The organism is Aurantibacillus circumpalustris (assembly GCF_029625215.1).
Taxonomy (GTDB): Bacteria; Bacteroidota; Bacteroidia; order B-17B0; family Aurantibacillaceae; genus Aurantibacillus; species Aurantibacillus circumpalustris.
Genome location: NZ_CP121197.1, coordinates 4,479,519 through 4,492,730, shown reverse-complemented (window position 1 = coordinate 4,492,730; position 13,212 = coordinate 4,479,519). Strand labels below are relative to the sequence as shown.

General features: G+C 35.1%; 15 protein-coding genes and 1 pseudogene. 12 read left to right on the top strand and 4 right to left on the bottom strand.

Features of this window, described 5'->3' with window-relative positions; translation table 11 throughout:
• Positions 1-7 precede the first annotated feature (7 nt).
• From P2086_RS18545 to P2086_RS18490, 12 genes and pseudogenes are all read left to right on the top strand, one after another.
• Complete coding sequence (locus tag P2086_RS18545) at positions 8-631, top strand: hypothetical protein (RefSeq protein ID WP_317898262.1); 624 nt, start codon at positions 8-10, stop codon at positions 629-631.
• A 147-nt stretch (positions 632-778) separates the two neighbouring features.
• Entirely contained in the window at positions 779-1,669 is an 891-nt protein-coding gene (locus tag P2086_RS18540) for a hypothetical protein (RefSeq protein ID WP_317898261.1), read from the top strand.
• A 148-nt stretch (positions 1,670-1,817) separates the two neighbouring features.
• Entirely contained in the window at positions 1,818-2,267 is a 450-nt protein-coding gene (locus P2086_RS18535; protein WP_317898260.1) for a hypothetical protein, read from the top strand.
• 164 nt (positions 2,268-2,431) lie between these two features.
• Positions 2,432-3,451 carry an HNH endonuclease gene (locus P2086_RS18530; RefSeq protein ID WP_317898259.1) on the top strand — a complete coding sequence of 340 codons (1,020 nt, stop codon included), beginning with the start codon at positions 2,432-2,434 and terminating at the stop codon, positions 3,449-3,451.
• Between the two features lie 155 nt (positions 3,452-3,606).
• Complete coding sequence (locus P2086_RS18525; RefSeq protein WP_317898258.1) at positions 3,607-3,906, top strand: hypothetical protein; 300 nt, start codon at positions 3,607-3,609, stop codon at positions 3,904-3,906.
• Positions 3,907-3,952: 46 nt separating this feature from the next.
• Positions 3,953-5,013 (top strand): annotated as a pseudogene (locus P2086_RS18520) (IS3 family transposase); the annotation flags it as partial.
• Positions 5,014-5,956: 943 nt separating this feature from the next.
• The gene (locus P2086_RS18515) at positions 5,957-6,319 is read left to right on the top strand and encodes a hypothetical protein (RefSeq protein WP_317898257.1); all 363 of its coding nucleotides are present in this window, start codon (positions 5,957-5,959) and stop codon (positions 6,317-6,319) included.
• A 119-nt stretch (positions 6,320-6,438) separates the two neighbouring features.
• Positions 6,439-6,759, top strand: a complete 321-nt coding sequence (locus P2086_RS18510) for an ArsR/SmtB family transcription factor (RefSeq protein WP_317898256.1) — start codon at positions 6,439-6,441, stop codon at positions 6,757-6,759.
• A 1-nt stretch (position 6,760) separates the two neighbouring features.
• The gene (locus tag P2086_RS18505; RefSeq protein ID WP_317898255.1) at positions 6,761-7,225 is read left to right on the top strand and encodes an SRPBCC domain-containing protein; all 465 of its coding nucleotides are present in this window, start codon (positions 6,761-6,763) and stop codon (positions 7,223-7,225) included.
• A 6-nt stretch (positions 7,226-7,231) separates the two neighbouring features.
• Complete coding sequence (locus tag P2086_RS18500) at positions 7,232-7,612, top strand: DoxX family protein (RefSeq protein WP_317898254.1); 381 nt, start codon at positions 7,232-7,234, stop codon at positions 7,610-7,612.
• A 38-nt stretch (positions 7,613-7,650) separates the two neighbouring features.
• Entirely contained in the window at positions 7,651-8,229 is a 579-nt protein-coding gene (locus P2086_RS18495) for a YdeI/OmpD-associated family protein (protein WP_317898253.1), read from the top strand.
• 47 nt (positions 8,230-8,276) lie between these two features.
• Complete coding sequence (locus P2086_RS18490; RefSeq protein ID WP_317898252.1) at positions 8,277-8,834, top strand: DUF4256 domain-containing protein; 558 nt, start codon at positions 8,277-8,279, stop codon at positions 8,832-8,834.
• Between the two features lie 45 nt (positions 8,835-8,879).
• Here P2086_RS18490 and P2086_RS18485 read toward each other — a convergent pair whose 3' ends face one another.
• The 4 genes from P2086_RS18485 to P2086_RS18470 are packed head-to-tail and all read right to left on the bottom strand — an operon-like array spanning position 8,880 to position 13,186.
• The gene (locus P2086_RS18485; protein WP_317898251.1) at positions 8,880-9,392 is read right to left on the bottom strand and encodes a KdsC family phosphatase; all 513 of its coding nucleotides are present in this window, start codon (positions 9,390-9,392) and stop codon (positions 8,880-8,882) included.
• 1 nt (position 9,393) lies between these two features.
• Entirely contained in the window at positions 9,394-10,200 is an 807-nt protein-coding gene (locus tag P2086_RS18480; protein ID WP_317898250.1) for a Rossmann-like and DUF2520 domain-containing protein, read from the bottom strand.
• On the bottom strand, positions 10,200-12,791 hold the full coding sequence (gene ccsA / locus P2086_RS18475) for a cytochrome c biogenesis protein CcsA (protein WP_317898249.1): 2,592 nt from the start codon (positions 12,789-12,791) through the stop codon (positions 10,200-10,202). The genes P2086_RS18480 and ccsA overlap by 1 nt, the downstream gene beginning before the upstream one ends.
• Before the next feature lie 8 nt (positions 12,792-12,799).
• The gene (locus tag P2086_RS18470; protein WP_317898248.1) at positions 12,800-13,186 is read right to left on the bottom strand and encodes a cytochrome c maturation protein CcmE domain-containing protein; all 387 of its coding nucleotides are present in this window, start codon (positions 13,184-13,186) and stop codon (positions 12,800-12,802) included.
• Positions 13,187-13,212: the final 26 nt, after the last annotated feature.

Sequence of the window (13,212 nt, the reverse complement as noted above, 5' to 3'; positions counted from 1 at the left end):
ATGACCCATGACAAAATACAGCAAGACAATAATATTTTTCCTTTTAATTTACGGCCAGACATTTTCTCAGACGTGCGAAAAATTCGACCGTAAACTTTTTCATTCACTCCCAGACAACTTTCCGGACAGCATAAATTGCAAGGACAAATTTGCGAAAAAGCAAGGCTGGTGGATTTACTATAAAGTTCAATACAATCCGGTCGACAAGCCAGACGAACTTGAAAAAGGTGATTATGTTCAGGACTACTTCTATGGACAATACGCTGACGACAGAAAGATTGGTACTTGGCACACAGTTATGAATGTTCATTTAATATATGATCAACGTGAAGATTCTTACTATTACTCTCAGGACACTTCTCGTGTGACCTCATGGTTTGCGGACGGAGGATTTAATGAATCCGACATACTTTATATTAAGGACAGCACAATTATTAAATCAACCTCTCTTGCTGCAAAAGAGAAATACCCAATTTGTATAGACTGTGACAAGAAAAATAAAATATGTATAATGACATACAGAAATGAAACTATCAAAAAATTTCCGTTTGACAGTTTTGGGACTGAGTTTGAAAAAACTTTTTTTATGTATGACCGCGACAAAAAAAGTATAGACAAAAAGCAACAATAAACTGTGTGCGGCTGGCAGCTTATAACAGCAAATTCGCGTCCATTTTTTGCGGGTTAGCGCTCAAATGCATAACTTGGACAAGCAAAAAACGGCGCAAATTCGCCAAACGTTACCACGCATTTTTGGACCGACTCTGACGACAACAAAATGACTAAGACAGACAAAGAATTGATACTTGGAGTACTTTCGCAAATGGACACCGACTCGCAATATTATATCGACACTATGTTCGAACAATTAGGCGAAGACTCCATAACTCGCATTGACGACTTACTTGAAAAAATGCTTGAAAATAAACTTGTAGCGCCTGCTCATTCAAAATACACTGTTATGCGGACACAAAAAGGTATTGCTCTCACCAGCTATTCCTATGACAAAATATTTCCTCCGAGAAAAGCGCTTGCTGAAGAAATTCTTGAGCATTTATTTCCGACATATTACAATGGCGCTTTCGTTGATATTACAGATTTGGTTTTAGATCATTCACCAAACATTACAGGGACAGAAATTCGAAATATTTTAGTACTTTTAGTTGACGCCAAGCATATACAAGACAACAATGCCCTTTATAATAGGCTCGCAAACCCTACCTCTTTAAAGTCTGCTATTAGTAAAGGAAATGTTCCATTTGTTAATGCGAAAATGACTCCAGAAGGGTATGCTCACATTCTTGCTAAAAACAATATGGACAACAAAAATTCTACAAACTATCAGAACATCACCGTAAAAATGGGCAATCAGGGTATTGCAAATTTCGGCTCGCACAATATAAGTACGATTAACAATACATTTAACAAAGACAATGTTGTTGAAGTCCTAAAAGAAATTAAACAAATTCTCAAAGACTCAAAGCAACAAGACAAAGATATTGTTGAATTGGCTTTGACCGCCATTGAAAAGGAAGACACTTTAGACTTAGGAGCAATTGGTAAAGTGCTTGAACTCTGTGCCAATGCTTCGACCGTACTTGACTTCGGACATAAGATCGTAATTGCTGGAGTAAAATTAGCTCTCTCGACAGGTTTATTTGCGACATAAGGACAATAAAAAACGCGTGGTAACACCAAGCAAAATCCATGCCTGTTCATTTTGCATTTTGGCATTTCGCTGGACATTCGTACATTTAACTTTACGGACGACAGGCACGGCTCTTGCTTGGAAAACGTTATAGGCAAGCTTGACAGACATGAATAATTATAATACCGGAAATATTATTGCATTAACTTCAGCTTTGACATGGGGACTCTTGTACTTTATCGGACTTGCAATTCCTGAGCATCATGACAATATTAAATTGGGTTACGACACCTGTTTATTGGGACTCTTTCTAGGTTATACTCTAAGACATAAGAAAGTTCAAGAGCTTATAGGACTTTTTGTATTTATAATCGTCTACAATTTACTTTTATTTAAACGCGGACCTTTCCAAATTAATTCTACGGACTACTTCTATTATTTTGCAAGACAATACAATATTTATTTTATGATTCTTGCTCTTGTTTTTCACTTGCCGACCTTATTTGAAAAGTACAGACTTGCTCCGTTGACAAATGATACAAATTTTAAAAATTCAACAATAATTATCGCGACAGTGACTTTAGTAATAATTATTCAGACAACTGTGAGACTAATATAAAGCCTGCCTATAACCGCAACTAAAAGTAATTTGCGCGGACACGCATAAATGTGTTAATTTGAATTAGCAAACTACTTTTAGTCGCATTACGTTATGGGTAAGCCGTTGGACGACCCTCAAAAAACAGTCGGACGTAAACTTAAGACATCAATACAAAAGACCCAATGAAAGGTAATTCCGCTCTTATAACTCTAGTAATTATTGTTGCAATAATCGGACTCGTAATAAAATTCGTTATATCAGTGGTAAGTATTCTATTGCTTCCATTAGGCATCACATTATTAAGTGCTGGCGTAGTGATATTATCATACATCATATATAGACACCTCTATTTCAACAGTAGCAAATTTTTAAATCTCAAAAGTGACATCCAGAAATACATTAAGAATTGTAACGACCTGAACACTCATATTAATGAATTAAAAAGTTCTTTCGTTGCCATAAGTACATACGACTATGGACAGGGGGAACTGAATGACAACAGTAATTTTAAATTTAAACGCAAGGAGTGGCAAAATGACATTAAGAATCATCAAATTTATAACTGTTCTGCTGCCGTATGTAAAAGCGCAAGTAATCAACCAATCAAATACCTCTGTAAATATTTCAATATCGAGACAAATGAGGGTACATTGATGAGTTTTGAAACTGTACTTAATGACTTTGCTGCGGCAGAACAAGGAAAAGAACTATTAAGGAATGAAAGGGATTCTATTTTAAACAACATCAGCGATTCTATTCCGAAATTAATTATGTACTTCAACAAGAACATGGTAATTCGGAAGCTTGGCTTTGAAAGTTACGATTTTAGCGATTTGTATTTTCCTGTCTATACTTTTCAGTATGTGTCTGCGGGTGGCAACAGCTCGACAAAATGTGACATAAAATTAAACATCGACAACTTAGAGAACTTGATTTTCTATTTAAATGATTTAATTAAATTTAAAAAGAGCGTTCATGGACAAAGGGCATTAATGACATCCGCCTTAAGAGAAAAAATAAAATCACGAGATAACTTTTGTTGTAAAAAATGTAGCTTATCAATTAGAGACGAAAAGAATTTATTGCTAGAGATTGACCATATTATTCCGCTTTCAAGAGGCGGTATTACATCTGAAGACAATTTGCAAACTCTTTGTTGGAGATGCAATCGGACTAAAGGTTCAAAAATTGAAAATACTTAATACAAATTTATGCAGACACTCAAGCGGACTAAATACTGTGTGCAACGGCCAACCCATAACAGCGGTCTCGCGCCATTTTTTTGCGCAGTAACGCTCAAATGCTATATTTGGACTTAGCAAAAAAACGGACGCAAGGCCGCAAAACGTTATAGCCAATGCTGACAGACAGACAAACAGACCCATTCATGACTGAAAAAATAGCGAAACAAATAGGTAGTAGACAAGCATTAATTTCCGTTGGTTTCGGACTACTTATCGCTCAAATAATAATGACATATTTTAATTCTCTTGACGAAAGTTTCATAGACGCTTTCTTTTGGTTCACGACAGTAAAATTTAAACTTAATCTTTTAATAGGCATTCTAATTATGTTTCTCAGCGGACATCTTTTCGGACAAATGTCGGGCAAAGCAATTTTAATTAAGAAGCGTAATTGTAAGCTCCCCCAAAATTAGGACTATTTGTTAGTAGAAAAAAAACTAATAAATTAACCTAAGCAAAATGAAGAAAAAACGATTCACCCCCGAACAAATTGCTGCTATCCTCAAAGAGTTTGATACCGGCAAACCATTAGAAGAAATTGTAAGAACACATGGCGTTAGCAAAGCTGCGTTTTATAAATGGCGACAGCGTTATGGAGGCATGAGCTCTGATGAGTTAAGAAAGATGAAATCCCTGGAAGAAGAAAACAGGCGCTTAAAGCATATGTATGCTGAACTTGCGCTCGATTTAAAGTTGGCAAAGGAGATCATTGAAAAAAAGCTCTAAAGCCTTGCGTTAAAAAACAAATAGCAACTGAAATATGCAGCAGTGGTAATTACCGCATCAGCAGGGCGTGCAGGATCCTTAACTTGGGAAAATCAAGCATCTATTATAAAACCAAGAAAGACGATAAAAAAGTTATGGATGAATTACGCTTAAAGGCCGATGAACATCCACGAGAGGGTTTTTGGAAGGCATACGGACGAATTAGATTAGAAGGAAATATTTGGAATCATAAACGTGTACATAGAATTTATAAAGCGATGAAATTAAACCTAAGAAGAAAAGGCAAGAGACGTTTGCCTGCTAGAACTAAAGAAACACTTGTAGTTCCTGCATACATCAATCACACCTGGTCTATTGATTTTATGCATGATGCCCTTATAAATGGAAGAAAGTTTAAAACCTTTAATGTGATAGATGATTACAATCGTGAAGTTTTACATATTGAAATTGATCATTCATTAAAAAGCAATGCTGTTGTTTGGGTATTAAACAGACTTATTAACCAAAGAACAAAGCCTTGCACAATAAGAATGGATAATGGTCCGGAGTTTATTGCCGGATTAACTAAAGAGTGGAGTGAGATGCATCACATCGATTTTCATTATATACAACCAGGCAAACCAACTCAGAATGCATATATTGAACGCTTTAACGGAACATACCGACGACATGTACTAGATGCATATTTGTTTGAAGATCTTAATGAAGTTAGAGAGGTGACAGATATTTTTATTCATGACTACAACAACAAACGACCTCATGATAGCCTAGGAGGATTATCCCCAATTCTATTCAAACTAAAGAATGTTGATTTATTGAAAACTCGAAAAGAGTTTCCAACAAGTCAACATTCTCATACATATAATAATGAACTTTTAATTAAAAATTCTACTTTTGAGTAGTCCAATTTTGGGGAGCTTACACGGCATTTTCTATTTTAAAATCTCGGCGGACATTTGTACTTTTATAACATTACAGACGCGGGCACGGAAAACTGTTCGCGATACGTTAGCTACAATGCGCCCAGCGGACGTTCAAACATTTCGGCCTAACAAGAACAGAAGTATTGCAACTGGACGAAGACAATAGCAAATTGAAATAAATGATTGAAGAACTGAAAGAATACAATTATTGCTCGCCGTTATTGACAGGTTCAATTGGCACAATGCTTTTTTCATTCTTTTCGGCAATTATACTTGGACCTGTTTACAGTCATTATATAAATCTATTCGCTTTTTTGGTGACATTCTTAGCAATAATAATTTTCATTAGAAATTATCATCTTTATAGTACGTTTAAAAAAATCATCCTGACTTTTCTTCTTTTAACAAATTTGACTCTTGGTATTTGGTTAGCCAGCATAAAATATGGCTATATTAATTGGCATTATATAAACCTATTTCAACTGCAACCTTAAAACGTTTAATTTTAGGACGATGGTATTTCAGACTAGCGGAAACGCTCAAATACTTTGTGTGGGCGCACTAGTAGCTAACACGGGCTAATGGCGCCAGCGGACATTCGTGCATGCATTTGCAAATTTTTCAGCGGCCCCTTCGGGACTTTTTATTGTTTTGCAAATGCTCAAAATACTTTAACTTCACGCTGGACATCGGAACACTTTTAGCATCTGCGAAATCGTTATTTTCGCCGGCGCCAAGCCCGAATCCGTTAGCAAGCATAAGTGAGACGACAGGACAACAAATATTATTATTAGTTACATCCAAGAGTAAAAATATGATATTTAAAGAAAAATTTTCGCTAAAAATTATTTCAGCAACTATTTTGGTCTTTGTTTTGTTTATGTTGAATTCCTGTATGTGTTTTTGCAATTGTAAAAGTTGTTCCGGTTGTAAAATTGTTACCTCGTTTTACGTAGGAAATGATAGTATAATTGAACGAAAGGTTTTTTGTTCTTTAGGAAACTTATTGGTAGACCAAAGCGTAGAGGATTCTGTAACAGCGTTCGGAAATAAGTATTCAGGGCAATCGAACATGATTACTGTAATTGATAGTACTTTTGATTGTATCACCAAAACAAAGCTTACATGCAATGAAGCGAAAAAGCTAAAAACATTTATGTGTGTTTGTGCTAAATAAATAATTAAGATTCATATAATGAGCAAAATCGGTTTTTTAAACACTTCCAAATTTCATCGCAATAAAAAATTTGCGTAGTTAAATAACTACACATATATTTGTAGTCAAATAACTACATAATGAATTTAAGACGGGATGTTTTTCAGGCTATTGCTGATCCAACAAGAAGGGCTATCCTCCTTCTGCTTACTTCGCAATCAATGACGGCAGGCGCTATTGCATCAAATTTTGACACTGCAAGGCCAACCGTTTCTAAGCATTTGCAAATTCTTGCAGAATGTGAGTTGTTAAATCAAAGGCAAGAGGGTAGGGAAGTTTATTATCAATTTAATCCTAAAAAAATGAAAGAGGTTGCGGATTTTATCGAACCATTCCGCAGCATGTGGGATGAGCGATTTAATAAACTGGAAAGTGTTATGAAAAAGTATAAAAATAAATAACATGGAGAGAAAAACAAAAATTGACGCCGAAGAAGGTAAACAGGAAATTTTTATTACTCGGGAATTTGATTTGCCGCTAGAATTACTTTTTAGAGCTTATATAGAGCCTGAAATCGTTGAGCAATGGATGGGAACAAAAGTATTAAAACTAGAAAGCAAAAGACACGGCAGTTACCAATTTGAAACAAGCGATCCAAGAGGAAATAAACATCTGTTCAATGGAACCATTCATGAATTTGTTCCAAACAAAAAAATTACGCGAACATTTGAAATGGAAAACACACCTTTCCCCGTTCAACTTGAATTTTTAGAATTCGAAAGACTCACATCGGGTGTAAGTATACTAACCATGCACATTGTTTATAGGTCCGTTGCTATCAGAGACCAAATATTGCAACTTCCCTTTGCGCAAGGAATTAATAAGGCACATAATCGCATACAAGAAATAGGAAACAAATTAAAATAAAATACCATGACTAAAAGAAACAAAATTATCTATTGGATCGCTACTATCTGGTTATCATTAGGAATGACTTCAACTGGAATTGTACAATTAATTCAAATGGGAGAAGAAGTTGAAATGATGAAGCGTTTAGGTTATCCTCTTTATTTTCTAACACTTCTGGGTGTCTGGAAAATCTTGGGAGTCATTGTAGTACTTATGCCTAAATTTCCTTTAGTAAAAGAGTGGGCCTACGCCGGATTCTTCTTTACAATGACAGGAGCCATCGTTTCTCATTTTGTTGTCGGTGATGGTGCTATTGAATTTTTCGGACCTACATTATTGTTAGTGTTAACTTTAGTATCTTGGTATCTTAGACCTTCGGATAGGAAAATCAATTTCGCGAATTAGTAAAATTATTAATTTTAATTATAAAATAATTGACACACATGAATCCTAAAGTTGATTGGTATTTTACTAAAAACGCAAAGTGGCAGAATGAAATTGAGGCACTCCGAGCGATTACGGTTTCGTGTGGACTTGCTGAAGAATTAAAATGGGGTTGTCCCTGTTATACTAATAACAAAAACAACATTGTTTTAATTCATGTGTTTAAAGAGTACTGTGCTCTTTTATTTTTTAAAGGAGTTTTGTTACAGGATCCAAAAGAAATTCTTATTCGACAAACTAAGAATGTTCAGGTAGCTCGCCAATTAAGGTTTACAAGTCTTCAAGAAATTGTAAAGAAAAAAAGTGTCGTGAAAGCTTATATTAAAGAAGCCATTGAAGTGGAAAAATCAGGTGTAAAGGTTTCTTTAAAAAAAACGACAGAATTCAATATGCCTAAAGAGTTCCAAAACAAATTGGATGAACTTCCGGCTCTGGAAAAAGCGTTTAAAGCATTAACACCTGGGCGGCAAAGAGGCTATTTGCTTTATTTCTCCCAAGCAAAACAAGCTAAAACGCGTGAAGCAAGGGTTGAAAAATATGCAACACAAATTCTCAATGGTAAAGGATTAGATGATTAGTAAATTATTAAAACCCATAATTCATTTGGGATAAAAATTAAAATAACATGAAAAAGAAATTGTCTGCGAATCAAGAAAAAGAACTAATCAAAATTTTGAAAACACGTTTTGAGAAAAATACAAAACGCCATAAGGGACTTGAATGGAGTAGATTAGTGGAAAGACTAAAAAAAATGTCAGAAAAACTGTGGTCGTTAGAGGAAATGGAAATCAGCGGCGGCGAACCAGATGTTATTGGGCAGGATAAAAAAACGGGTGAATACATTTTTTGTGATTGTTCAGAAGAAAGTCCAAAAGGACGAAGAAGTCTTTGTTATGACCGTCAGGCTTTAGAATCAAGAAAGGAGCATAAACCTAAAAGTAGTGCTTTAGATGTGGCGGCTGAGATGGGGATTGAACTTATAACAGAAGAGCAATATCGTGAATTACAGAAGCTAGGAAATTTCGACATGAAAACATCGAGCTGGGTAAAAACACCTTCAGATATCAGAGAACTCGGTGGTGCAATATTTTGTGATCGTCGTTACAACACGGTCTTCTTGTATCATAACGGAGCAGAATCGTATTATGCAGCGAGAGGATTTAGAGGTTTACTTAAGATATAAGTAGTGTATGAAAATTTGTGCAAGGGAATTACTGCGAATAAAAGCTTACCATTTTACAATTTCCCAATTGCCTTGCACCCGCAACACTTGTTCAATAATATCTCTCACACACCCTTCGCCACCATTCTTTGGTGAAATGTAGTGGCAGATTTCTTTTATTTCTGTTGCTGCATCGTTCGGACAAACCGCTAAGCCCGTTCGAGACATAATTTCATGATCGGGTAAATCGTCACCCATAAAAACAATTTCTTCGTCGCTTAAATTATTTTGGGTTTTGTATTCGTTGTAACAGGCCAGTTTATCGTGCTGTTTAATAAAAACATCTTTAACGCCATTTCTATCTAAAGCATTTTTGATAGCGAAATTATTTCCGCCGCTAATGACTGCAATTCTGTAGCCCTTTTTTACTGCGAGGTTTAAAGCGTATCCATCTTTAGAATTCATATTCCTCACCATTTCACCACTCTCCATCACGAGTACTTTTCCATCGGTCATAACACCATCAACATCAAATATAATAGTTGTGATTTTGTTTAGTTTCTGTTTAAAATTAAGCATCTTATTCCTCCTGTTGTTTTGCAATTAACTTGCTTAATTGTTTGTATATTTTTTTTAGATCGGGTTGTTTGGAAATAATCTGCAAATGTTTTTTCATCACCGTTTCATCTTTTCGTTTAGCAGGACCAGTTTGTGCTGAACGAGGCTCCAGTGTTTTTATCTTCGCGGTTGTTTGTTCAATTAATGGGATAAGAATTTCAAAAGAAAGTTCCGAACTTGCTGCATCCCGTCTGATAAGATCGTTTGCACTTGCATATAAAGCGTTGGTAAAATTATTTACAAGCACAGCAGCCAGATGCAATTTCAGACGCTCTTTGTAATTCATTCTCACAACCGTTTCGCTAAACATATCTGCGAGATGTAAAATACTGTGTTCAGCATCTCGGCTTTCAGATTCTATTATAATAGGAACTTTTGACCAGTTAATTTCTGAATCTCTTGAAAAGGTTTGTAAAGGATAAAACACACCGGTATTTTGAATACGGTTACCTAAATCCTGAATTTTAGTACTTCCAGACGTATGTAATAAAAGTGCATTTGGATTGAGAATATTTAATTGTTTTGCGACTTTCGAAATAAATTTATCTGTTACACAAATTAAATAAATGTTTGCGTTTGATATTACGTTTTCAAAACCAATGTCTGTTTTACATTTTAGTTTTGTTTTAAAGTCATTCAATAAAGGATTCGCATAATGATTATAAACATAAACATCGTATTGTTTTAAAGACTTTAAATGTTTTGCTATGTGCCAGGCCACACTACCGCAACCGATAATTACGATTTTTTCTTTGACCTGTTTTTCCATTAGGTTTTTACTTCTTTTTGTAATTTGAATTTACGAATTCTTTCCAAAATGGCTATTGCCGTGCCAATCGCCATAATCAAACAGCCGATCCACAACACATTGATGTAAGGGAAAACATAAGCTTCCATCACAAAAAAGTCTCTTGCATTACTCAGTCGCTCGCTTAACGTAATCTCAACTGTTCCTTCTTCAGGATTTATTTTCCAGAAAACTAATTTTAGACCCAATTCATCTACAAGATCTTCTTTAGGAATAACAACATTGTTTTGAATAATAAATTTAGGATGTGCAAAATATACTTGTGAACGGACATCAACGCAACGTAAAACGGCTGTTACTTCAAGGTATGAATCATTTTTTTCGTATTCAGACTTACTGAGATTACTTCGTAAAGAATCAATGACTATAATGGCATTGCTTGAGAAAATGGTATCTCCCACGTGACCAATGTAATTTTTAGCAGAGGTAAAGGCGTCATTTTTTGTTTTGTTGGTATCAATATTTAAATCAGCCCAGGTCACATGCGTATAAATATCTCTATCTAAATAATGTTTTGTATCTGGTTCTGGCGACTTGCCCATTCGAGGATTATCTTGCACATGAGGTTCAAGAGTAAAATCTAATTCGGGTTTATTGTTTTTATTTAATTTAAGGTAATCAACTTTAAAATACACATCAATTCCTTCGCGGTATTTGCCAGTATAGGTAACAAGATAGGGGCCCATTGGAAGCGTGTCACCTTGAGTGAGAAGAATACTTTTTTTATCGTCGTAGTCTGCACCTAATGAAGAAACTTTTCTTTCAGCCGTATTTTTAGAAAGCACTACTTTTTTAGAAGTAGAAATTAATGCACCGATCATAATCAATGCAAAACCAATGTGCGCTATTGCAGCCCCGCTTTTAGAAATTTTTCCTTTTAAAATGGTGATAAAATAATCAGCGTTAGCAAAGGCTGCAAAAAGAGCCGTGGTAAGTAGAAGTGCGTAACTAATCAGGTTCCATTTTTCTTCACCACTTCCATTAGCAAAGTTATTCAGAAAGTAAAAAGGAATAGAACATATTGTACCAAATAAAAGTGCCAAAATAAAAGTATAGGAAATACGTTTTAAAAATTTACACGACTCCGTTTTTTTATATTTTAAAAACTGCGCTGCTGCAATTAATAACATTAATAGAATTGCAAATGGAACCATCCATTCATTATAGACAGGCACTTTTGGTGGGGCATACTCTGTGCCAAATAATTTGTTGATAACAGGTATGGAAGTGAAGTAGGTAATGATCAATGAGGATAAAATCAACACTAAAGAACCTAGAAACATCCAAAACTCACGTGAGAAAAGTTCTTCTTCTTCTTTTTCTTTCGGGAAGTACAGATAGTAAGATAGTCCGGTAATGAAGGCAGAGGATGAAATCCAAATTAAAAGAATAATTCTTTTATATCCATAAAGGGATGCAAAAGCTAATAATAAGAATGAAAGCACCACATACGATACTCTAAATAAATCATTTCTAACAAGTAAAGCCACACTAATAAGTATGAATGTGAGAACGTACATAACCAATTGGCCAGTCATGCCTAAGTCTGTAAATGCATGTACAGAAGCGTTTCCGAGTACACCGCTTCTCGTTAAGAATGTAGAATAGAGTACTAATAAAAAACTACTGATGGTTAAAAAATGCGTCGTGAATAGTGAACCTCCTTTATTTTTATTAATAATCATGGTGTGACCAGCGGCTACTAAAACTAACCAAGGCACCAAAGAAGCATTCTCTACAGGATCCCAAGCCCAGAAGCCGCCAAAACTAAGCGCTTCGTAAGCCCAAGCACCACCCATTAAAATACCAACACCTAATATTAATATTCCAAAATAAGTCCAGGGCAATGCAATGCTTTGCCATTTCGTATATTGTTTATTCCAGAGTGCTGCAATAGAAAATGCAAATGGTACTAGGGTGGAGGCAAAGCCTAAAAATAAAGTTGGTGGATGAATTGTCATCCAATAATTCATTAATAATGGATTTAAACCTCGTGCAGTGGACTCATATTTCGCGGCTAATACAAAAGGTAGATTTCTAAATTCGGAATGTTCTTTCATCAATAAAAAAGGATTGCTTCCAATTTTGTAATCGAACATATAAACACCGAGAATCATGCTCGCTAAAAAAACCTGAACGAGTGCGAATATGGTCATTACTGGTACTTCCCATTCCCCACCTTTTAATTGTCTTTTAAGAAGTAAACCTAAAACTACATTCCAGAAAGTCCATAATAGAAAACTACCTTCTTGTCCTTCCCAAAAGCAGGATAGAATGTACTTCATATCCATTGTACTATTGCTGTGCTGCCAAACATACTGGTACTCAAAAAAATGATTAAGCAACATATAGAATAAAGTTCCTATGATTCCAAGAACTGAAAATCCATGAAGATTAAAAGAGAAGCGTGCTAATTTTAGAAGACTAGAATCTTTAAATGAAAAATAAAAACTCAAACATGAAAGAAGCGCCGCTACAAAAGAGAGAACAATAAATCCGTTTCCTAAATTCCCTGCCCACAAACGTTCATCGGCGTATTCAATGTTGTTCATATAGAATTTTAGTTTAGTTGCTGTGCGCCCTCGTTGTATTTACTTGGGCACTTCATTAAAATATCATTTGCATGAAAATTATCGCCTTGCATTTTTCCAATTAAAACAATTTGTTCACTCTTTTCAAAATCTTGTGGTTTGCTTTTATGCAGAACAACTTGTTTGATCACTCCTTTGTTGTCGATCATGCTAAACAAAAATTCATCAGGGTTAATTTTAGGATCATAAATTTGAGGTTGATCTTTATCTAATTTACCAACAACATGAAATTCTTTATCGGGGTTTGAAACGGCTTCGGTGAAATCAGCGTAAGTGCTTGTATTTTTTAACGAAACAAAAATCACTCCAATTGCAACTGCAATAACTATGATTCCTAAGATGTGTAATTTTTTCATTTTATAAATTCTAGATCGTTTCTAAA

Excerpts from the sequence above, each read along its gene's own strand:
- P2086_RS18545 (WP_317898262.1), top strand. The coding sequence starts at position 8 with ATGACAAAATACAGCAAGACAATAATATTTTTCCTTTTAATTTACGGC.
- P2086_RS18540 (WP_317898261.1), top strand. The coding sequence starts at position 779 with ATGACTAAGACAGACAAAGAATTGATACTTGGAGTACTTTCGCAAATG.
- P2086_RS18535 (WP_317898260.1), top strand. The coding sequence starts at position 1,818 with ATGAATAATTATAATACCGGAAATATTATTGCATTAACTTCAGCTTTG.
- P2086_RS18530 (WP_317898259.1), top strand. The coding sequence starts at position 2,432 with ATGAAAGGTAATTCCGCTCTTATAACTCTAGTAATTATTGTTGCAATA.
- P2086_RS18525 (WP_317898258.1), top strand. The coding sequence starts at position 3,607 with ATGCTGACAGACAGACAAACAGACCCATTCATGACTGAAAAAATAGCG.
- P2086_RS18515 (WP_317898257.1), top strand. The coding sequence starts at position 5,957 with ATGATATTTAAAGAAAAATTTTCGCTAAAAATTATTTCAGCAACTATT.
- P2086_RS18510 (WP_317898256.1), top strand. The coding sequence starts at position 6,439 with ATGAATTTAAGACGGGATGTTTTTCAGGCTATTGCTGATCCAACAAGA.
- P2086_RS18505 (WP_317898255.1), top strand. The coding sequence starts at position 6,761 with ATGGAGAGAAAAACAAAAATTGACGCCGAAGAAGGTAAACAGGAAATT.
- P2086_RS18500 (WP_317898254.1), top strand. The coding sequence starts at position 7,232 with ATGACTAAAAGAAACAAAATTATCTATTGGATCGCTACTATCTGGTTA.
- P2086_RS18495 (WP_317898253.1), top strand. The coding sequence starts at position 7,651 with ATGAATCCTAAAGTTGATTGGTATTTTACTAAAAACGCAAAGTGGCAG.
- P2086_RS18490 (WP_317898252.1), top strand. The coding sequence starts at position 8,277 with ATGAAAAAGAAATTGTCTGCGAATCAAGAAAAAGAACTAATCAAAATT.
- P2086_RS18485 (WP_317898251.1), bottom strand. The coding sequence starts at position 9,392 with ATGCTTAATTTTAAACAGAAACTAAACAAAATCACAACTATTATATTT.
- P2086_RS18480 (WP_317898250.1), bottom strand. The coding sequence starts at position 10,200 with ATGGAAAAACAGGTCAAAGAAAAAATCGTAATTATCGGTTGCGGTAGT.
- ccsA (WP_317898249.1), bottom strand. The coding sequence starts at position 12,791 with ATGAACAACATTGAATACGCCGATGAACGTTTGTGGGCAGGGAATTTA.
- P2086_RS18470 (WP_317898248.1), bottom strand. The coding sequence starts at position 13,186 with ATGAAAAAATTACACATCTTAGGAATCATAGTTATTGCAGTTGCAATT.